Below are 19,327 nucleotides of genomic sequence, written 5' to 3' on the forward strand. Positions count from 1 at the left end.
GCTGTTTAACAATTTCAACATAAACCTTTGAATCTTGCCCATTTGGATTCACGTAAAAAGTCACTCACTTTTCCCAATAACTGCGAGCTTTCTTGTTTTCTCTTTAACCTCTTCTGGATCCAATTTTATTCTAGCTACTCCTGTTTCCATTGCCGCTTTTGCTACTGCTGCTGCGACTTCTGGTGCCACTCTAGGATCAAAAGGTCCTGGAATAACATATTCAGCAGTTAACTCATCTTCTGAAATCAAACTTGCAATAGCTTCTACTGCTGCAATTTTCATTTTTTCGTTAATATGAGTTGCTCTTACATCTAAAGCTCCACGGAAAATACCTGGGAATGCAAGCACATTATTTACTTGGTTAGGGAAATCAGATCTTCCTGTCCCGATAACTGCTGCGCCTGCCGCTTTTGCTTCTTCAGGCATGATTTCAGGATTTGGGTTTGCCATTGCAAAAATAATTGGATCTTGATTCATCGAGCTAACCATATCAGCAGTTAATGCCCCTGCAGCCGATACACCGATGAAAACATCAGCACCTTTAATTACATCAGCAAGACTGCCGCTTAACTTGTCACGATTCGTATATTTAGCAACATCGTTTTTAACGTCATTCATTCCATGCGGACGGCCTTCATAAATAGCGCCTTTTGTATCACACATTATAATATCTCTAACACCATAAGTGTATAGAAGCTTAATAATCGCAATTCCTGCTGCACCTGCACCATTGGCAACAACGCGGATTTCGTTCATTTTTTTGCCTGTAATCTTTAAAGCATTTACCAATCCTGCTACCGTTACAATGGCAGTCCCATGTTGATCGTCATGGAATACAGGAATATTCGCTTCTTTCTTTAAACGCTCTTCGATTGTAAAACAATTGGGAGCAGCAATATCTTCTAGATTAACACCGCCAAATGTAGGCTCTAGTAATTTAACAGTTTCTACAATTTTATCGATATCAGTTGTATTTAAGCAGATTGGGAAAGCATCTACTCCAGCAAAACTCTTAAATAAGACAGCTTTCCCTTCCATAACTGGCAGCGCAGCTTCCGGCCCAATATTTCCAAGCCCTAGTACAGCTGTACCATCTGATACGACTGCTACCATATTGCCCTTCATTGTATATTCATATACAGATTCTGGCTTATCGTAAATTTCTTTACAAGGTTCCGCTACACCAGGAGAATATGCAAGACTTAAGTCTCTTGCGTCTCTCACTAGTACTTTAGATTTTGATTCAAGTTTACCTTGGTTTACTCTATGCATATGAAGAGCTTCTTCACGTAAGGTCATGTCCATTCACTCCTTAGGATTGCTTTTGGAAATAGCAACTATCCGTATGTAATATTAGCGCACATTTAGATTTTGAAATAGCTGTAAGTTTCAATATGAGAAAAGTTAGAAGACCATAGCTGGTCCTCTCATTATCTGCTTCATACACCACTTTATCTCTTTTATCCATCACCTATTTTTTAGGTGGTCAGACCATTTTCTCTTTTTTCAAATATACCATATTTGTTGATGATGTAAAGTGATAACATGGTGATGGCTTTTTGCTATTTCTTCAAAATGACGTTTGATTCTCCAAGAATTTCCTTTAACTTTCTTATGAAATCCTCAGTTGGATTGACTAAATCCTCTTCTCCTAAACGAATCCTTTTCTTGGTAGCCTCATAAAATAAAACAATTTGCACTTTTCCTTCATTTTGATTAAATATTTTCTTTAATTGATACAGTATTTCTGGCTTTTCTTTATCAGCAGTGACTTTTAAATATAGTACTGGGTCTCTTTTTTCCTCTTTTTCAATAGCGTTATGAATGTCTTCACATACCTGAATGATGAACTGGCGTTTCCCTTGTTTTTCTTCCATTTTTCCTTCTAATAGCAGAATATTCCCTTGATTCAATAAGGCCGAAAATTTACTATAAATATCTGGAAATGCCACTGCTTCTATTTCATCTGTTTGATCACTTATTGTTAGGAATGCCATGGCCATTCCCTTTTTTGTTCTGATTTTTTTGATATTCGATAAATAGACAACTGTTCGTATCCTATTCATATTAGCCTGCAATTTGTAAAGCGGTACTGCATGAAGAATTGGCAAAAATGTCTCATACGAAGAAACAGGGTGGTCAGATAAATATATTCCGAGCACTTCTTTCTCTAAAGCTAGCTTGTCTTCCGAACGGATTGGTTCTACTTTTGTATATTTTGGCTTAGGAAAAAAATCACTATCTGAATAGAAATCAAATTGATCTTCCTCAGGGTTTAATAAATTGGCATGTTCGATTGCGGCATCTAGACTGGCAAGAAGGTCAGCACGATCTTGTCCAAATTCATCAAAGCTGCCTGAATAAACGAATGCCTCCAGCATTTTTCGATTAACCGCTTTTACATTAACACGATTACAAAAATCAAATAAATCCTGGAATCGCTTATTCTTCCTGGAACGAAAGACTTCTTTAAGCACCGTTGCTCCTATTCCCTTAATGGCAGCCAAGCTGTATCTGACCGCATCTTTTTCTACTAAGAAAGAAAAACCGCTGCTATTAATAGAAGGAGGAAGAATTTCCAAATTCCGTTGTTTCATTTCTCTTATATACTGAGAAATTTTCTCTTCATTTCCAATAACAGATGTAAGCAATGCCGCCATAAAATAAAGGGGATAATGTGTTTTTAAATAGGCAAGCTGATAGGAAATAAAACTATAGGCAACTGCATGGCTTCTGTTAAATCCGTAATTGGCAAAACGAACAATTAAATCGTAAATATTATGTGCACTTTTTTCGTGATAACCGTTCTTTAAGGCGCCATTAACAAAATGCTCCCTCTCCCTGTCCAGCACTTCTTTTTGCTTTTTACTGACAGCCCTTCTAAGGAGATCAGCCTCCCCTAGTGTAAATCCCGCCATCTTAGCTGCAATTTGCATAATTTGTTCCTGATATACAATAACTCCATATGTATTTTCAAGGATTGGGATTAGATCATCGTGAGGATATTCAACCTTTTCTTTTCCATGCTTTCGATCAATAAAATGCGGAATATTCTCCATTGGACCTGGCCTGTATAAAGCATTTACAGCCACAATGTCCTCAAATCGTGAAGGCCGCAGCTTTGTTAATACCCTTCTCATTCCTTCAGATTCAAGCTGAAAAATACCTGTCGTTTCTCCTCTGCTAAGTAACTCAAAGGTTGCTTTGTCATTTAAGGGAATGGATTTAATATTTATTTTTTTTCCTGTTTTTTTCTGAATTGAATGTAAAATATTTTCGATTAAAGATAAATTCCTTAGCCCTAAGAAATCCATTTTCAATAATCCAACTTCTTCTAGATGCTCCATTGAGTACTGTGTCAAATATACATTATCATGGCCATTTTGTATCGGAATGACATTTACTAACTGCCTTTCGCTAATCACGACCCCTGCTGCATGAGTAGATGTATGCCTTGGCAAGCCTTCAAGCTTTAGAGCGTTTTCGAATAGACTTCGATTAAAGCTTGATTCATTAACAAACATTCTAAGCGATTCAGATTCCTTCAACGCACTCTTTAAAGTAGTTCCTAATTTGGATGGTATTTTTTTCGATAAACTATCTAATTCTTTAGGATTCAAGCCAAATACGCGGCCAATGTCCCGTAATGCCGCTTTAGCCCCAAATGTTCCAAATGTAATAATTTGTGCCACATGAAGCTCCCCGTATTTTTGTGAAACATACTTTATGACTTCATCTCTGCGATGGTCGGGAAAATCTATATCAATATCCGGCATTGATATCCGCTCAGGGTTTAGAAACCGTTCAAATAGAAGCTTATGCTCAATCGGATCAACATCAGTAATATATAAAACGTACGCAACCATTGATCCTGCAGCTGAACCCCGACCTGGCCCTGTTAAAATCCCTTTTTCCCTCGAAAACCTCATAAAATCCCAAACAATTAAAAAATAATCGCTAAACTTCATTTTTTTTATTATTTGCAGCTCGTATTTTAACCTTTGCTTATGCTCGCTAGTAATATTGCTATATCTCTCATTAAATCCCTTCCAACAAGTATCATCGAGCATCTCATCAGCACTTCGATGTTTTTCAATCGGATATTTAGGAAGATTGGATTGATTAAGTTCCAGCATGACATTGCACTGATCTGCTATTTTTAATGTGTTTTCCAGAGCATCTGGATATTCCCCTAATAACTCTGACATTTCATTTGCTGTTTTTAAATAATATTCAGTACTAGGAAGGTGATTTCGTGATTCATCTTGAAGTTTTTCACCATTCTTTATCGCCAACAGACACTCCTGAGCAAATGCATCCTCTTTTTCTAAATAATAGACTCCATTTGTTGCAGTAAGCTCAATCCCTGTTTCCTTTGACAAGCGTATTAAACTTGGCTGCATTTTAGCTTCTTCTGGGATTTGATGGTTCTGAAGTGATAAATAGAAATTGTTTGTACCAAACATTTCCTTATATATATATGCTGCTTGAAGAGCTTTATCATATTCATCAGCTGCTAGATAATGTTCTATTTCTCCATCCAGACCAGGGCTAATTCCAATTAAGCCTTCAGAATAACCCTTAAGCCATTTTGCTGAAATTCCCTCAGGAGATTTTGTTTGAACAACACTTGTAATTTTTAATAGATTTTGAAAGCCGATTTGATTTTTTGCCAAAAGGATAATCGGATATGCATCAGTGTTAATCTCACTAATTGTATCAACCGTTAGCCCAATAATTGGTTTAATTGCGTGTTTTAAACATTCCTTGTAAAAAGCAATCGCTCCGTACATGACATTTCGGTCCGTTAAAGCTAGTGCTCCGAATCCTTTTTGTTTTGCGTTTGCAGCAAGCTGCTCAACAGTAGCAGTACTAGTCAACAAACTATACGCGCTATATACATGAAGGTGAATAAATGACAATTTGTTCACACCCTTAATTCATCTCTTGCTCCTATTATAGGATGGTTCATACAAAAAAGAAAATATGTTCTCCTTTTTGACAGAATTAAAAATTGCATAGTCTCATTAAACATATTTTAAAAAGTTTGTCCATAGAATGATAGAAAATGGTTTGATCCTTAGCGGAAATGAAAAGTAGCAGCTTAATCTAATATGCAATAAGGAAGGATGTTTATGAGATTCCAACCCTATTTCGCTTCACTCTTTGATAGTTATTTTATTGCCCTTGGCGTAATTATTGGCGGTTCCATTATTGGGAGTCTTGCTGCATTCCTTACAGGAAAACCACCTTTAACCGAGGCTTACCGAATCTCGAACATCATTCGAATTTGGGCAATCATAGCAGCCATCGGAGGAACATTTGATACATTATATAGTTTTGAAAAAGGTGTTTTTGATGGTCAAACAAAAGACCTCTTCAAACAATTTCTATTAGTTCTTTCTGCATTCGGTGGAGCTCAAACTGGCGCTATGCTTATTTACTGGCTAACAAGGGAGCATATAATATGAGGATTCCTCCATATTATCGTAATCCTGTCTGGCAGCGTTTCTTCGCCGGTATGGCAATTGGCGGAATGATTAGCTGGTTTATTTTTCTTTATATTTTTGGGGAATGGCATGAAAAATACAGTAAGGAAATTAAGACACAGAAAGAAGAAATTGCTGATCTTAAAAATGATATTAAAATTTGGCAGGAAGATTTTAAAGAGTTAAATAAACAGAATCGTCAATTGCTTACCGTTCAAGATATTAAAGTAAAAATCCTGAATAGTGATAAATATAAGCTTGATTCTTTTAGTGTTTTCGAAATCGAAGATGAATTAAAAGAGGATATTAAATTGATGAAAGCTAAGGATATTGAAACGGTATATAAAAGCAGTGATTTAATAAAAAAAATGATTGAGAATAAGGTTTTTAGAATTAATGAAAAACGCTATCGTGTTGAAGTCAAACAAATGGTCATTTACACAACCTTATCTATTAAAGTGAATATTATGCTTGATTGAAGTTAGAAGGGTCAGTTCTCACTTTCTGTTGAACCGAGTAAGGAACTGCCCCTTTTCTTCATTTAGTTTTCCTTACATACTTCTTCCAGATTATTGATGACAGTGTTCATGTCATCCCATGAATAAATGGAAGCACCTGCTGCTAACGGATGGCCTCCACCATTATATTTTCGTGCAACTTCATTAATAATCGGGCCTTTAGAACGAAGCCGGACTCTAATTTGGTCCTCTTCTTCAATAAAGAATACCCATGCTTTAATGCCTTTAATATGACCTAGTGCTCCAACTAGAAGGGACGCTTCAGAAGCCTTTACTTGAAATTCTTCTAGTAATTCTTTTTTTAACACCATAGAAACAGCACCATGATTTCTTACTTCAAAGTTTTGAAGAACATATCCATTTAACTTTACGACATTTGGTGATAATTCATACATCTTATCAAACAGCTCAGGTCTTGAGAAATTATAATGAATTAATTCACCTGCATAAGCAAAGGTTTTATCTGATGTGCTTGGAAAGAGAAATCGGCCGGTATCTCCTACGATTCCAGCAAATAGTAGTCTGGCCCCTTCATCAGACATTTTTAAGCCCTTATCCTTGCCAAAAAGATAAAATTCATAAATCATTTCACTCACAGAGCTGGCATCTGTGTCAACCCACATCATATCTCCGTACGGATCCACATTAGGATGGTGGTCAATTTTAATTAGTTTATCTCCTAAATGATAGCGATCATCGCATATTCTCTCAGCATTTGCTGTATCACAAACAATCACTAATGCCCCTTCATATGCACTATTAGGTATTTCATCAAGTCTTCGTAAATAGTGAAGCGTTTCTTCTTCTTTTCCAACTGTATATATATTTTTTTCTGGGAACGAGGTCTTTAATATCTCCGCTAGACCGCCCTGAGAACCGTATGCATCCGGATCCGGACGAACATGTCTATGAATGATAATCGTTTCATATTCTTTAATGGTGTTTAATATTTTCTCTTTCATTGTCTGCTCCTTTATGATCATCTAAATTATTTTTACTGCAAAAGAAAAAAGAGCAAGTTATGGCATTTTATTTGATATAAAGTTAAAATAGCCTCATAGTGACAAAATTGGAGGTTATTTAAAAAATGCCAGCGCTCGTTATTTTTATTACGATTGCACTTTCCTTTTATGTATATTACAAAGTAAAATATGTCCGCAGCAAGAAACCTGCCGAAAGAAAATGGATCTCATCTAAATCAACTGTTGCTCTTGGGTTATTTATTGGGTTATTTGGATTAAACCAATTTTTCCTTGATGGCAATAAGGTTACTTATATTGTTGGCGGAATTTTCGTCCTGTTAGGGGCATTAAATATTTTTAGCGGCTTTAAAGCTTATAAATATTATTTACCAATCGCTGCAAATGAAGCAAAAGAATAAACTTTTACTAAAGCCGTTCCAAATTTGGAACGGCTTTCTATGCCTATTATCTTTCAATCAATTGGCACATCATCATGGCTTTTCCAACTAAAACCCCTTCATTATAAACCTCTACATCGACCTTCCCGAATTTACGTCCTACTTCAAGTACACGCGGGTAAATTTCTATCATACTTTCAATTTGCACGGGCTTAAGAAAATATATCGTCATATTTTCGACGACAAGATCACCTTTTTTATAATTTCTAAGCACACGATTCGCTGCTTCAGAAACAATTGTAGTAAATACCCCATAAGAAATTGTCCCAAGGTGATTGGTCATCTGAGGTGTGACCTCACATCGATATACATCTTCACCTTTTGTTTTCCCTCTCATTAATACGAGCTGGTTAGTGACAATATCATCAATAGTTTCACCAACCTGCGGCTGCCGCTGAATCATTTGGAGTGCCTTTAACACATCTTGTCTGCTAATGATTCCTTCCAATCTATTTGAATCATCTACAACCGGAAGAACCTCAATGCCTTCCCAAACCATCATATGGGACGAGGAAGCGACACTCGTCTTTTTCCCAACGGTCATTGGATTTTTCGTCATTAGCTTATCAATAGGTGTATCAGGATCATGCCCCATAATATCTTTAGCCGTAACCATCCCGTGTACCTTTAAGTTTTTATCTACTACCGGGAAGCGTCCATGCTCTGTTTCTCGATTATAATGAAGCCAATCTGAAACTTTATCAGTTGTTTTTACATAAACTGTTTTTTCAAGTGGGGTTAATATATCCTCAACAAGGATAATCTCCTTCTTAATTAGCTGATCATAAATGGCCCGATTAATCATGGTAGCAACTGTAAATGTATCATAGCTGCTAGAGATGATAGGAAGCTGAAGTTTGTCAGCAAGCTTTTTTACATCTTCTTCTGTATCGAATCCTCCTGTGATAAGTACTGCTGCACCTGCCTTGAGTGCTAATTCATGTGCACGTATCCGGTTTCCGACTATTAGCAGACTTCCTGCATCCGTATACCGCATCATCGCTTCCAGCTTCATGGCACCGATAACAAATTTATTTAATGTTTTATGCAATCCATCTCTTCCGCCTAATACTTGTCCGTCCACAATATTAACGACTTCAGCAAAAGTTAGCTTTTCGATATTTTCTTTCTTCTTCCGCTCAATACGAATCGTTCCAACCCGTTCAATTGTACTGACATATCCTTTATTCTCAGCATCCTTTATTGCTCGATAAGCTGTCCCTTCACTCACGTTCAGTGCCTTGGCGATTTGTCTTACTGATATTTTCTCCCCGACCGGCAATTCATCAATATATTGCAATATTTGTTCATGCTTTGTAGCCAAGACGTTCACCCTTTTTCTATATTTCCTATATCTTCATTATAAGGTTAAAAACGTCTCTATTTCAATTCGATGTGATGAAGGTCCTAAACTTTCTTCTGCTAGCGATAAAAAGCTCTGGCACGCTTTCTCTCTTGCACTCTTGTTAATCCAGTACTTGATGATGATTTTTTAGGGGAATAGAGTAGCGCTGTTAAGTTTCCTGCTATTACAATAAGGGCGAAGGCAAGCCAGGACAGGGCAAATATCCCTTTCAACCCATCACTGAAAATATCTAATCTTGGCACAGCAAAATAAAGCAGCAAGCCACATAGTAGCAGACATAGCAAATATCGATTCTTTTTCATTAAAATCCCTCCTATTCATCTTCTACATTAATATGTATGCGGACATGCTTGGAAAATGTATCGTTTTCTTTTTAATCAAAAATAGCAGCTTGAAATTCAAGCTGCTGCAAATCTTTTATAGTTCTATTGAGTCTCCTACCTGCATGATTTGAACAACTCCGGGCTGGAGCATATCTGCAAATTTTTGAGGATCCTGCTTAATTGGCGGGAATGTATTGTAATGCATCGGAATAACCTTTTTGGCACTTAATAAACCGGCCGCATATGCTGCATCTTCTGGTCCCATAGTGAAATTGTCTCCAATCGGCAAAAAGGCAAGATCAATTGGGTGGCGATCGCCGATCAATTTCATATCAGAAAATAGTCCGGTATCCCCGGCATGGTAAATGGTTTTATCCTCAATGGTAACAAGTACTCCTGCAGGCATGCCTAAATAAATAATTTCATTGTTTTCTGTCTCTAGTCCTGTTCCATGAAAAGCAGGTGTTAACTTAACCTTACCAAAATCAAATTGATAAGCCCCGCCTATACTCATTCCATGTGTATTTAAGCCTTTCCAGCTCAAATAAGTTGCTAGCTCAAAGTTTGCAATAACAAGAGCATCATGTTTTTTCGCTAGTTCAACTGTATCTCCTAGATGATCACCATGGCCATGGGTGACAATAATTACATCTGGCTTTACATCCTCTACTTTTAAATCTGTTAAACTATTTCCTGTAATAAATGGATCAATTAGGATCGTCTTACCTTGTGATTCAATTTTCACAAGAGAATGTCCATGAAATGATACTTTCATTTTCCTGCCCCTTTCTGCTACTTCGTTATGTAAATAATTTCAACGAAAGTTTTCATTTTCCTGCCTCATATACACTTATACCCTATTTCAAACTGTTCTAAAAGTTTACTTTTTCTTATTTAGTTGCTAATCTTTTTATGATAACAATTAAAATTTTTTGCGCTTTATCAGCTGTTAAAAAAGCGCTTCAATTTTAGGAGGGTATTCATGAACAAGAGAATACAGAAACTATCCGATTGGATGAAAGAAAATAACGTACAGGTTTGCTTTGTGACAGCTCCAGAAAATGTTTTTTATTTTAGCGGTTTTTTAAGCGATCCTCATGAACGCCTTCTTGGATTAGCTGTTTTTCAAGAAGAAGAGCCTTTCCTTGTTTGTCCTGCATTAGATAAAACAGATGCAAAAAATGCGGGCTGGGGAAACGAGATCATTTCTTACAGCGATATTGAAAACCCATGGGAAATGATACATAAAGCTGTTTCTGGCCGCATTAAAAAGGTTGACAATATAGCAATTGAAAAAGAACATATGAATGTTGAACGCTTTGAAATTCTTTCACAAATGTTTGATGGTGCTAGATTCGTTTCTGCTGAAGAGAAATTAAGAAAGCTTCGAATGATTAAAGATGAAAAAGAGCTTAATATCATTCGTGAAGCTTGTGCCTTAGCAGATTATGCTGTTGAAGTTGGCTGTGCTGAAATTGCAGAAGGCAAATCTGAACTAGAAATTATTGCTGCTGTAGAATATGCATTAAAGAAAAAAGGCGTTAGTCAAATGTCATTCTCTACAATGGTTCTAACTGGTGCAAATGCAGCCTCTCCACACGGAACACCAGGAGCAACAAAAATTAAAAAAGGCGATTTTGTTCTATTTGATCTTGGGGTCATCGTTGATGGCTATTGCTCAGATATTACAAGAACTGTTGCGTATGGAGACATAAATGATAAGCAAAAAGAAATCTATGAAACGGTTTTAAAAGCACAACTTGCGGCTGTCGAAGCTAGTAAACCAGGAGTCAGCTGTTCAGAGATAGATTTAACAGCAAGAAGAATTATCGCTGATGCTGGCTATGGAGAATACTTCCCTCATCGCTTAGGTCATGGATTGGGCATTAGTGTGCATGAATATCCTTCATTAACAGAAACAAACCCACTTCTTCTTGAGGAAGGAATGGTGTATACGATTGAGCCTGGAATTTATGTTCCGGAAATTGCTGGGGTCCGGATTGAAGATGATATCGCAGTCACTGCAACTGGTGTTGAAATCTTGACTAAATTCCCGAAAGAATTACAGATCTTAAAATAAGTTAACATCTATAGAAAAAAGCTGTCATGTTTAGACAGCTTTTTTCTATCATTACATTTCTCCTTCTGCTTCTTCCGTGTCAACATTAAAATGATTATTCGCCTGTTCAATTACCCCGCTATTATAAGCATCCATAATTTGATCGCTTACTTCGTTTTGACCTTCCTCATTGAAAAAATAATTAGATTGCCCTTCTGGATTTCGCTTCTCCATTTGACACACTCTCCTTGAAAAAATATTACATTACCTGTCTTATTGTTCGATTATTTGTTACAGATATTCACTTTTGCCTCCTGTATAATAAAGGAAAGGAGGGATTCATTATGGGGATGAAATATAAAAATATATTAATCGCTGTCGATGGTTCTACAGAAGCAGAATGGGCTTTGAAAGAGGGGATTGAAATCGCAAAACGAAATGATGCTCAAATTACTTTAGTGCATATCGTTGATACTCGCACATTTTCAACAGTCGAAGCCTATGATCGCACGATTGCCGAACGAGCAGATTTGTTTGCTAAAGAGTTAATGGAGAAATATAAAAATGATGCCATAGAGGCAGGGGTTTCAAAAGTAGAATATGTGGTAGATTACGGTTCACCAAAAGTTGTTATCCCAAAGGATATTGCTAACAAGCAGAAAGTGGATCTCATTATTTGCGGAGCGACAGGAATGAACGCAATGGAACGCTTTCTAATTGGCAGTGTATCGGAAAACATCGTGCGCTATGCTTCTTGTGATGTCCTTGTTGTTCGTACAAGTAAAGATGAAAAATAATAGAATATATAAAATATGATGAGGGTGTTCTAAAAGCATAACTTTTAGGGGGCACTCTTTTTTTATGCTTTCTTAACATGGTCCGTTGATGTCCGTTCCAGGCGAGTCAATCAACTTAATGCAAATAAGTAGCATATAATTTAAACAAATGCTATTAATTTCATATATTTATTTCAAAAAGTACAAATACTAATAACTATACTTCATAAGAGACTGGATGAATATTATATGCACCATATCATTAATCTTCTTGAACATTTTGGTTACTTCGGAATTATATTGGCATTAATTGGAGGAATTATCGGTCTGCCTGTACCTGATGAGGTGCTGCTTACTTATGTTGGCTTTAATGTATATCAAGGAAAATTATCTTATCTCCTTTCTTTACTTAGTGCCTTTACTGGTGCCATTGGGGGAATTTCATTCAGTTATTTATTAGGCATAAAATTAGGCCTTCCGTTTTTACAAAAATACGGTCCTAAAATACATATTAACGAGCAAAAAATAAATCGAGCAAAAAAATTATTTAATAAAATCGGCCCCATTCTGCTGCTGATTGGCTATTTCATTCCTGGAATTCGCCATGTAACAGCCTATTTAGCAGGTATTAATAGCTACTCCTTTAAAAAGTTTGCACTTTTTGCCTATTCAGGTGCTATTATTTGGGGTTTCTTTTTTATCACATTAGGAAGAATTCTAGGGAAGAATTGGCATATGGTTGAACATTATGTCTCAAAATTTAGTATGGTACTCATTCCAATAATTCTGTTAGGTCTTATAGTAACGTTTTATATCGTTTGGAAAAGAAAAAAAGATGCAAAAGATACGGAGGTATACGAATGATTATTCAACAGCAAGTTTCAGCAACTAAAAGATTCATTCTCTATGCTATTACTGTACTTATCATCTTTTGTCTTATTTTTTGGAAATTTGCTGATGAGCTTATTGAAAAAGAGCTATATCAATTCGATATGAATATTATTAATATTATTCAAGGCCTCATTTCAGAAAGAAATACGGAAATAATGAAGGCTTTTACTTTTTTAGGTTCATCCAAATCCATTATTCTAATTTCAATCATCACCATTATGCTTATGATCATCTATAAAAAAAGATGGGAAGTGTTTTTCTTTATCCTAGCAATCATTGGTTCAGCTCTTTTTAATCTCCTTCTAAAATGGATTTTTCATCGGGCTAGACCAGTTATTCATCCCATAATTCAAGAAAAAGGATATAGTTTCCCTAGTGGCCATGCCATGATGTCTTTTGTCCTTTATGGAATGCTTACCTATTTCCTCATCCTTTTCTATGAAAAGAAAACAGCTAAAATAATGACTTTCATTATGTTTTTCATTCTTGTACTCTTTATTGGAATTAGCAGAATTTATCTTGGTGTGCACTATCCAAGTGATGTATTGGCAGGGTATTCAGCTGGAGGAGCTTGGTTAACGATGTGTTTAATTTTATTAAAATTAATTGTAGAAAAAAGGGACAAGCGGCAAACATTATAACCTGTGTGCCGCTGTTCCTTATTCCAGAGATTTATTAACGCAGTAAATCTTGCAAACACTACTTCTACTAAATATCTTCTTAAAAGTGCAAAATCGGAATAAAAATCTTTTATAATTATATTAACTTCTTTTTCCTTGCATTAGTTCAAAATAAGGTGATTAACATCCAGATTAATTAATCATCGATTGCAGAGGTGCAGGAATTCTTCCTCCTCGGCGAATCATTTTTTCAGAGTGAAAAGGATTCACTCCCATAACTGGCGCTCGTCCAAGAAGCCCTCCGAACTCTACCATATCGCCTTCCTTTTTGCCTGGTACCGGTATAATCCGGACAGCTGTCGTTTTCTTATTAATCATTCCAATAGCAGCTTCATCCGCAATAATGGCGGATAATGTCGCAGCTGTTGCGTCGCCTGTTACTGCGATCATATCTAGACCGACCGAGCAAACACAAGTCATCGCTTCGAGCTTAGATAGAGTAAGAGAGTTATTAAGGATTCCCCTAATCATGCCGTTATCTTCACTGACAGGAATAAAGGCACCGCTTAATCCGCCAACATACGAGCTTGCCATCGCTCCTCCCTTTTTAACAGCATCATTCATTAAGGCTAATGCAGCAATCGTTCCGTGAGTCCCAACACTCTCTAATCCGATCTCCTCCAATATTTCTGCTACACTATCATTTTGCGCATTTGTTGGTGCTAACGATAAATCCATAATCCCAAAAGGAACGCCCAAGCGCTCTGCAACCACTCGGCCAATCAATTCACCTGCGCGGGTAATTTTAAAAGCAGTCTTTTTAATAATATCTGCGACTTCTCCAAGATCCGCATCAGGATATCGCTTTAGAGCACTCAAAACAACACCGGGACCGCTCACACCGACATTTAGGACGACTTCCCCTTCACCCGCTCCATGAAATGCACCAGCCATAAACGGATTATCCTCTACTGGATTGCAGAAGACGACAAGCTTCGCACAGGCTAAACCATTTTGATCCTTTGAGTACTCTGCTGCCTCCTTCATAATGATGCCCATTTGTCTAACTGCATCCATATTAATTCCAGCTCTTGTACTTCCAATAGATACAGAAGAGCATACACGTTCAGTTGTACTTAGCGCTTCTGGAATTGCTTCAAGCAGCGTTTGATCACCTTTTGTTATCCCTTTGTGAACAAGTGCGGAAAATCCACCAATAAAATCTACTCCTAATACAGTGGCAGCACGGTCTAACGTTTGAGCAAGAATAACCGCTTGCTTCGGTGTAGCATTTCCTAGAATCTCTGCGGCAGGTGTGATGGCAATTCTCTTATTTATAATCGGAATACCGAATTCCTTTTCTGCCTGCTCTGCTACTTTCTTAAGATCCTTTGCATAGTGAGTTATTTTTTCAAATACTCGTTCGTTCATTTTTTCAAAATTAGAATCAACACAATCCCGAAGACTGATCCCCATTGTCACTGTGCGGATATCTAAGTTTTCCATTTGGACCATGCGGATTGTTTCGATCATTTCATTCATATTAAAATTCATGGTAGTATCCCCTTCCTGTTACACTCGGTGCATTGCTTCAAAAATTTCTTCACGCTGAATATTAATTGTAAGTCCCATCGTTTCTCCTAATATCCTAAGGGCCGTCTGCAATAATTCAAAATCACTTATTTTCGTTACATCCACGGACATCATCATCGTAAAGAAGTCATCCAGGATCGTTTGGCTTATATCAAGAATATTTACTTCCTTTTCCGCAAGTACACTTGTTACTTTTGCAATAATACCAACCTGATCTTTTCCAATTACACTTACTACCGCTCGTCTTTGACTCAATGTTCTCACCTCAATAATTTTTCTTTCCTATAAAATAAAAAAGCTGTTTTCGAAAAGTGTGTTGTTTTTGGTAATGAATACTGAACCGTTCCTTTCCGCTACGGGCACTTGCTTTCCTTGGGGAGGAAGTCAAGCCTCCTCGACGTTCCGTCTGTGGGGTCTTGACTTTTCCTCTATCACCCACAGGAGTCAAGCGCCCTTCGCTCCAATCCACTCTGCATCTCCAATGTTAAATGCATCAATCTTTTAGAAAACAGCCAATAAAAAAAGAGATTGGTCTCTCCAATCTCTTAGGCGTCAGAATAACAAAAATATCATGTTACTCTTCTGTCCTTTTGCCTGAGATTGTGAATCCTTCGGCGCCGTCATGATAACGGTCTCTCCAGAAGCTGCTCCCGCTATAGTTTGATCCATAGCGTTCATTGCTTGCTATTTAAATTAATCATTTTAGTAAAATGATTGTTAATATTATCACTATTTAAATAACCGGTCAATGTAAAAATTCAGGAAGAATTTATAATTGACTTTTCAAATAATTCAGTCAAAATATAGATAGAGAACAGTCTTTTAATGTTAGGAGGACCACATTAATGAACTATTTTATCGCCATCATGAGGACAATCGATCCTGTAAAGGACGAGGAAATTCGTAAAGAACACATTGATTATCTAAATGATTTAATTGAAAAAGGTAAGATCGTTGCGAAGGGACCTTTTACAGACCATAGCGGCGGATTAATTATTTTCCGCGCAGAGTCACTAGAGGAAGCACGCATACTAGCAGATGGTGATCCTGCATCCATTGAAAAGACACGTGAATTTACATTAAAAGAGTGGAGAAGCACTCTTAACGAATAAAGCGAAAAAAATAGAGTGCCCCGTTAGCACTCTATTTTTCAATTACTTATTTGACATTAATTTCTTTGCCATTTCAATCGCAGTTAATATTTGCTCGAAGCCTGTTCCACCAGCACTATTCCTTCTTTTCACAGCTGTAACAGGATCCAATACTTCATAAATGTCATCTTCAAATAGTGGATGTGCTTCAACAAATTCCTCTAATGACAGATCAGCAAGGTAACAGCCTTTGTTGACACATGTTAGCACAAGCTTTCCAACAATTTCGTGCGCTTCTCTGAAAGGTATTCCCTTACTAGATAAGTAATCTGCTAGCTCTGTTGCATTAGAAAAATCCGTCTTTGTTGCCATATCCATTCTATTCTTATTTACAGTCATCGTACGGATCATACCTGCAAATATTTTAAGAGAGCCTGTGACCGTTTTAGCTGTATCAAACATGCCTTCCTTATCCTCTTGCATATCTTTATTGTAAGCAAGCGGCAGACCTTTTAATACTGTTAGAAGCCCCATTAGGTTTCCGTAAACACGGCCAGTTTTTCCGCGAATTAACTCAGCCATGTCCGGATTTTTCTTTTGTGGCATGATGCTGCTTCCTGTTGCGAAACTATCATCAAGCTCGATAAATTTGAATTCCTGACTTGACCAAAGAATAAATTCTTCACTTAATCTTGATAAGTGCATCATTAACATTGAACTGTCAGATAAGAATTCTAGAATAAAATCTCGGTCACTAACAGCATCTAAGCTATTTTCATAAATTCCATTAAAGCCAAGCAGTTCTGCACTAAGGTGACGGTCAATTGGGAATGTAGTTCCTGCTAGAGCTCCGGCACCAAGCGGGGACACATTTATTCTTTTAACACTTTCAGTAAAACGCTCCTTATCACGCTGAAGCATCCAGAAATAGGCCATTAAATGATGAGCAAATGAAATCGGCTGCGCTCTTTGGAGATGAGTATAGCCTGGCATAACCGTTTCCACATTTGCTTGGGCTTGCTCTAATAATGCCTGTTGCATTTCTTCGATTAGCTCAAGAATTACTCCAACCTGATTTCGCAAGTAAAGGTGCATATCAGTGGCAACCTGATCATTACGGCTGCGGGCCGTATGAAGCTTTCCACCGACAGGGCCTACTAGCTCTGTTAAATAGCTTTCTAGATTTAAATGAATATCTTCTAGCTTAACAGAGTATTGGAGTTCATCGTTTGCTGCCTTTCCTTTTAACTGTTCAAGGCCATTTTTGATCTTAGCCGCTTCATCATCTGAGATGATTCCGCACTTCGCTAGCATGGTCACATGAGCAATGCTTCCCTCAATGTCCTCCATGACTAATTCCTGGTCAAAGGAGATGGAAGCGCCAAATTCATCTACCCATTCTTCAGCTGATTTTGTAAAACGGCCGCCCCATAATTTTTTCACACGTTCACCTTCTTGTTTTGCTGGACAATGCTTTGAACTTTTGTAGGTAAGCCCCAAAGCTTAATGAAGCCCACAGCTGCATTATGATCGAATTCGTCATCTGAAGTATATGTTGCAAGCTTTTCATCGTATAAAGAATAAGGAGATTTTCTTCCTTCAACAATTGCGTGACCTTTAAATAACTTCACGCGTACTGTTCCAGTTACAAATGTTTGAGTCTCTTTCAAGAAAGCTGCTAAAGCCGTTCTTAAAGGAGAGAACCATAGTCCTTCATAAATAAGCTCTGCCATTTTCTTTTCAATATTAGGTTTAAAATGAGCTACTTCTTTAACAAGTGTTAAATCTTCTAGCTCTTTATGTGCTTTCATTAATGTCATCGCGCCTGGGCACTCATAAACTTCACGAGATTTAATTCCTACTAGGCGGTTCTCAACGTGGTCGATACGGCCAACACCATGCTTGCCAGCAAGTGCGTTCAATTCAAGAATGAGGTTAGCTAGTTTATATGATTTTCCGTTCAAGCTAACTGGCACGCCTTCTTCAAAGCCAATTTCTACTACATCTGCTGTGTCAGGAGCATTTTCAAGGCTTGAAGTTAATTCATATGCTTCCTCTGGCGGTGCAGCCCAAGGATCTTCCAAAATTCCGCACTCATTGCTTCTTCCCCATAAGTTTTGATCAATAGAGAATGGAGAATCTAAATTAATAGGAATCGGAATATCCTTTTGCTTCGCATACTCGATTTCTTCTTCACGAGACCATTTCCATTCACGAACTGGTGCTAATACTTCAAGCTCTGGGTTTAATGCATGAATTGCTACCTCAAAACGAACTTGGTCGTTTCCTTTGCCTGTACAACCGTGTGCTACAGCAACTGCGCCTTCTTTCTCAGCTACTTCAACTAGCTTTTTCGCGATTAGCGGACGAGATAGAGCAGAAACTAACGGATATACACCTTCATACAATGTGTGTGCTTGAAGTGCTGTTAGTGCATATTCATTAGCAAACTCATCCTTAGCATCAATCACGTAAGATTCAACAGCACCAACTGTTAAAGCTTTTTGCTGAATGAAATTTAAATCCTTGCCTTCACCAACATCTAGACAGCAGGCTACAACTGCATATCCTTGCTCTTCTAACCATTTAATTGCAACTGAAGTATCTAAACCGCCTGAGTAGGCAAGAACAACTTTTGGATTTGACATATAAAATTCCTCCTAATGTTTACGAATATTTATTCATCTTTAGTAATCTTTATTCATTTATAATGTATTATATTATCATAATTTTGCTGAAAATCAATACTTATTCTTAAAAATGCATAAAAATTAATTCTGTGGTTCTCATTTTATTTGTAAGCGAGCATGGTTTAAAAATGGATATTATAGTAGAATGAAAGCATTAAAGAGTTGGAGGATTTCAATCGTGGAATATTTTTCACTTGATGAACGGCTTGGTATTCCTATTCCTGCCTTTGATCGAGAATGGGAGCAATACCCTGAAAATATACAGCAGCATATTTTATTTAAATGGGAAAGTATTAGGGGAAGAATTCCTGACCGGATTGCGGAGCTTGAGGAATTTATTAATTTAAAACAAGCCCAGCTTTCTGACGAAGGAAACTTTATCAGATCATGTGAGTTAAACAGTGAAATTTCTGAGCTTGCCTCTATTATTAATGACTTATGGCTATGGTACAGGACGAACCAGGATCTTTCCGAAAAGGCCCATATGTAAG

Annotated in this window: 20 protein-coding genes, 1 pseudogene and 1 riboswitch; of the genes and pseudogenes, 9 read left to right on the plus strand and 12 right to left on the minus strand. The window is 37.2% G+C overall.

The window, feature by feature from the left end; translation table 11 throughout:
• Positions 1-60: 60 nt before the first annotated feature.
• Both ystJ and dnaE read right to left on the minus strand, forming a co-directional pair.
• Entirely contained in the window at positions 61-1,299 is a 1,239-nt protein-coding gene (gene ystJ, locus H0173_RS19520; protein ID WP_221848439.1) for an NADP-dependent malic enzyme, read from the minus strand.
• A gap of 263 nt (positions 1,300-1,562) precedes the next feature.
• Positions 1,563-4,922, minus strand: coding sequence for a DNA polymerase III subunit alpha (dnaE, locus tag H0173_RS19525; RefSeq protein WP_221848440.1), 3,360 nt, complete (start codon positions 4,920-4,922; stop codon positions 1,563-1,565).
• 213 nt (positions 4,923-5,135) lie between these two features.
• On the opposite strand from dnaE, the gene ytrH reads away from it, so the two are divergent.
• Positions 5,136-5,471: a sporulation membrane protein YtrH gene (gene ytrH / locus H0173_RS19530; RefSeq protein WP_221848441.1), complete on the plus strand. Its 336-nt coding sequence runs from the start codon at positions 5,136-5,138 to the stop codon at positions 5,469-5,471.
• Positions 5,468-5,968, plus strand: coding sequence for a sporulation membrane protein YtrI (gene ytrI / locus H0173_RS19535; RefSeq protein WP_221848442.1), 501 nt, complete (start codon positions 5,468-5,470; stop codon positions 5,966-5,968). Before ytrH ends, ytrI begins: the two co-directional genes overlap by 4 nt.
• Before the next feature lie 62 nt (positions 5,969-6,030).
• On the opposite strand, the gene H0173_RS19540 is transcribed toward ytrI, so the two are convergent.
• Positions 6,031-6,969 (minus strand): DHH family phosphoesterase, encoded by a 939-nt coding sequence (locus H0173_RS19540; RefSeq protein WP_221848443.1) that lies wholly within the window; start codon positions 6,967-6,969, stop codon positions 6,031-6,033.
• 125 nt (positions 6,970-7,094) lie between these two features.
• On the opposite strand from H0173_RS19540, the gene H0173_RS19545 reads away from it, so the two are divergent.
• Entirely contained in the window at positions 7,095-7,388 is a 294-nt protein-coding gene (locus tag H0173_RS19545) for a YtpI family protein (RefSeq protein ID WP_221848444.1), read from the plus strand.
• Between the two features lie 46 nt (positions 7,389-7,434).
• On the opposite strand, the gene H0173_RS19550 is transcribed toward H0173_RS19545, so the two are convergent.
• The 3 genes from H0173_RS19550 to H0173_RS19560 all read right to left on the minus strand — a co-directional run bounded on the left by H0173_RS19550 (position 7,435) and on the right by H0173_RS19560 (position 9,891).
• Complete coding sequence (locus tag H0173_RS19550; protein ID WP_221848445.1) at positions 7,435-8,751, minus strand: CBS domain-containing protein; 1,317 nt, start codon at positions 8,749-8,751, stop codon at positions 7,435-7,437.
• A 98-nt stretch (positions 8,752-8,849) separates the two neighbouring features.
• Entirely contained in the window at positions 8,850-9,095 is a 246-nt protein-coding gene (locus tag H0173_RS19555) for a hypothetical protein (RefSeq protein WP_221848446.1), read from the minus strand.
• A gap of 115 nt (positions 9,096-9,210) precedes the next feature.
• Complete coding sequence (locus tag H0173_RS19560; RefSeq protein ID WP_221848447.1) at positions 9,211-9,891, minus strand: metal-dependent hydrolase; 681 nt, start codon at positions 9,889-9,891, stop codon at positions 9,211-9,213.
• Positions 9,892-10,098: 207 nt separating this feature from the next.
• Between H0173_RS19560 and H0173_RS19565 the strand changes: the two genes are divergently transcribed.
• A complete protein-coding gene (locus H0173_RS19565) occupies positions 10,099-11,196 on the plus strand; it encodes a M24 family metallopeptidase (protein WP_221848448.1) in 1,098 nt (365 codons plus the stop codon).
• 51 nt (positions 11,197-11,247) lie between these two features.
• Here H0173_RS19565 and H0173_RS19570 read toward each other — a convergent pair whose 3' ends face one another.
• Positions 11,248-11,409, minus strand: coding sequence for a hypothetical protein (locus H0173_RS19570; protein WP_221848449.1), 162 nt, complete (start codon positions 11,407-11,409; stop codon positions 11,248-11,250).
• Positions 11,410-11,519: 110 nt separating this feature from the next.
• Here H0173_RS19570 and H0173_RS19575 point away from each other — a divergent pair, with 110 nt between their 5' ends.
• From H0173_RS19575 to H0173_RS19585, 3 genes are all read left to right on the plus strand, one after another.
• Complete coding sequence (locus tag H0173_RS19575; protein WP_221848450.1) at positions 11,520-11,972, plus strand: universal stress protein; 453 nt, start codon at positions 11,520-11,522, stop codon at positions 11,970-11,972.
• A 228-nt stretch (positions 11,973-12,200) separates the two neighbouring features.
• Complete coding sequence (locus tag H0173_RS19580) at positions 12,201-12,815, plus strand: DedA family protein (RefSeq protein ID WP_221848451.1); 615 nt, start codon at positions 12,201-12,203, stop codon at positions 12,813-12,815.
• Positions 12,812-13,483, plus strand: coding sequence for a phosphatase PAP2 family protein (locus H0173_RS19585; protein WP_221848452.1), 672 nt, complete (start codon positions 12,812-12,814; stop codon positions 13,481-13,483). The genes H0173_RS19580 and H0173_RS19585 overlap by 4 nt, the downstream gene beginning before the upstream one ends.
• On the opposite strand, the pseudogene H0173_RS22850 reads toward H0173_RS19585, so the two are convergent.
• The 3 genes and pseudogenes from H0173_RS22850 to H0173_RS19600 form a co-directional block, all read right to left on the minus strand.
• Positions 13,372-13,608 (minus strand): annotated as a pseudogene (locus tag H0173_RS22850) (DUF2087 domain-containing protein); the annotation flags it as partial. The gene H0173_RS19585 and the pseudogene H0173_RS22850 overlap by 112 nt on opposite strands.
• A 46-nt stretch (positions 13,609-13,654) precedes the next feature.
• Positions 13,655-15,016: a PFL family protein gene (locus tag H0173_RS19595; protein WP_221848453.1), complete on the minus strand. Its 1,362-nt coding sequence runs from the start codon at positions 15,014-15,016 to the stop codon at positions 13,655-13,657.
• A gap of 18 nt (positions 15,017-15,034) precedes the next feature.
• A complete protein-coding gene (locus H0173_RS19600; RefSeq protein WP_221848454.1) occupies positions 15,035-15,310 on the minus strand; it encodes an ACT domain-containing protein in 276 nt (91 codons plus the stop codon).
• 317 nt (positions 15,311-15,627) lie between these two features.
• A riboswitch (glycine riboswitch) is annotated at positions 15,628-15,706 on the minus strand.
• Between the two features lie 194 nt (positions 15,707-15,900).
• Between H0173_RS19600 and H0173_RS19605 the strand changes: the two genes are divergently transcribed.
• On the plus strand, positions 15,901-16,167 hold the full coding sequence (locus H0173_RS19605; protein ID WP_221848455.1) for a YciI family protein: 267 nt from the start codon (positions 15,901-15,903) through the stop codon (positions 16,165-16,167).
• Positions 16,168-16,209: 42 nt separating this feature from the next.
• Here the strand turns inward: H0173_RS19605 and argH are convergent, their stop codons facing one another.
• Entirely contained in the window at positions 16,210-17,589 is a 1,380-nt protein-coding gene (argH, locus tag H0173_RS19610) for an argininosuccinate lyase (protein WP_221848456.1), read from the minus strand.
• Positions 17,586-18,794, minus strand: coding sequence for an argininosuccinate synthase (locus H0173_RS19615; RefSeq protein WP_221848457.1), 1,209 nt, complete (start codon positions 18,792-18,794; stop codon positions 17,586-17,588). The genes argH and H0173_RS19615 overlap by 4 nt, the downstream gene beginning before the upstream one ends.
• A 217-nt stretch (positions 18,795-19,011) precedes the next feature.
• Here H0173_RS19615 and H0173_RS19620 point away from each other — a divergent pair, with 217 nt between their 5' ends.
• Entirely contained in the window at positions 19,012-19,326 is a 315-nt protein-coding gene (locus tag H0173_RS19620; RefSeq protein WP_221848560.1) for a hypothetical protein, read from the plus strand.
• The last annotated feature ends 1 nt before the right edge of the window (position 19,327 follow it).

Source organism: Bacillus sp. S/N-304-OC-R1 (genome assembly GCF_019749375.1).
GTDB lineage: Bacteria > Bacillota > Bacilli > Bacillales > Cytobacillaceae > Cytobacillus.

Coding starts and splice junctions, on each gene's coding strand:
- ystJ (WP_221848439.1), bottom strand. CDS start 1,299: ATGACCTTACGTGAAGAAGCTCTTCATATGCATAGAGTAAACCAAGGT.
- ytrH (WP_221848441.1), top strand. CDS start 5,136: ATGAGATTCCAACCCTATTTCGCTTCACTCTTTGATAGTTATTTTATT.
- ytrI (WP_221848442.1), top strand. CDS start 5,468: ATGAGGATTCCTCCATATTATCGTAATCCTGTCTGGCAGCGTTTCTTC.
- H0173_RS19540 (WP_221848443.1), bottom strand. CDS start 6,969: ATGAAAGAGAAAATATTAAACACCATTAAAGAATATGAAACGATTATC.
- H0173_RS19545 (WP_221848444.1), top strand. CDS start 7,095: ATGCCAGCGCTCGTTATTTTTATTACGATTGCACTTTCCTTTTATGTA.
- H0173_RS19555 (WP_221848446.1), bottom strand. CDS start 9,095: ATGAAAAAGAATCGATATTTGCTATGTCTGCTACTATGTGGCTTGCTG.
- H0173_RS19560 (WP_221848447.1), bottom strand. CDS start 9,891: ATGAAAGTATCATTTCATGGACATTCTCTTGTGAAAATTGAATCACAA.
- H0173_RS19565 (WP_221848448.1), top strand. CDS start 10,099: ATGAACAAGAGAATACAGAAACTATCCGATTGGATGAAAGAAAATAAC.
- H0173_RS19570 (WP_221848449.1), bottom strand. CDS start 11,409: ATGGAGAAGCGAAATCCAGAAGGGCAATCTAATTATTTTTTCAATGAG.
- H0173_RS19575 (WP_221848450.1), top strand. CDS start 11,520: ATGGGGATGAAATATAAAAATATATTAATCGCTGTCGATGGTTCTACA.
- H0173_RS19580 (WP_221848451.1), top strand. CDS start 12,201: ATGCACCATATCATTAATCTTCTTGAACATTTTGGTTACTTCGGAATT.
- H0173_RS19585 (WP_221848452.1), top strand. CDS start 12,812: ATGATTATTCAACAGCAAGTTTCAGCAACTAAAAGATTCATTCTCTAT.
- H0173_RS19595 (WP_221848453.1), bottom strand. CDS start 15,016: ATGAATTTTAATATGAATGAAATGATCGAAACAATCCGCATGGTCCAA.
- H0173_RS19605 (WP_221848455.1), top strand. CDS start 15,901: ATGAACTATTTTATCGCCATCATGAGGACAATCGATCCTGTAAAGGAC.
- H0173_RS19615 (WP_221848457.1), bottom strand. CDS start 18,794: ATGTCAAATCCAAAAGTTGTTCTTGCCTACTCAGGCGGTTTAGATACT.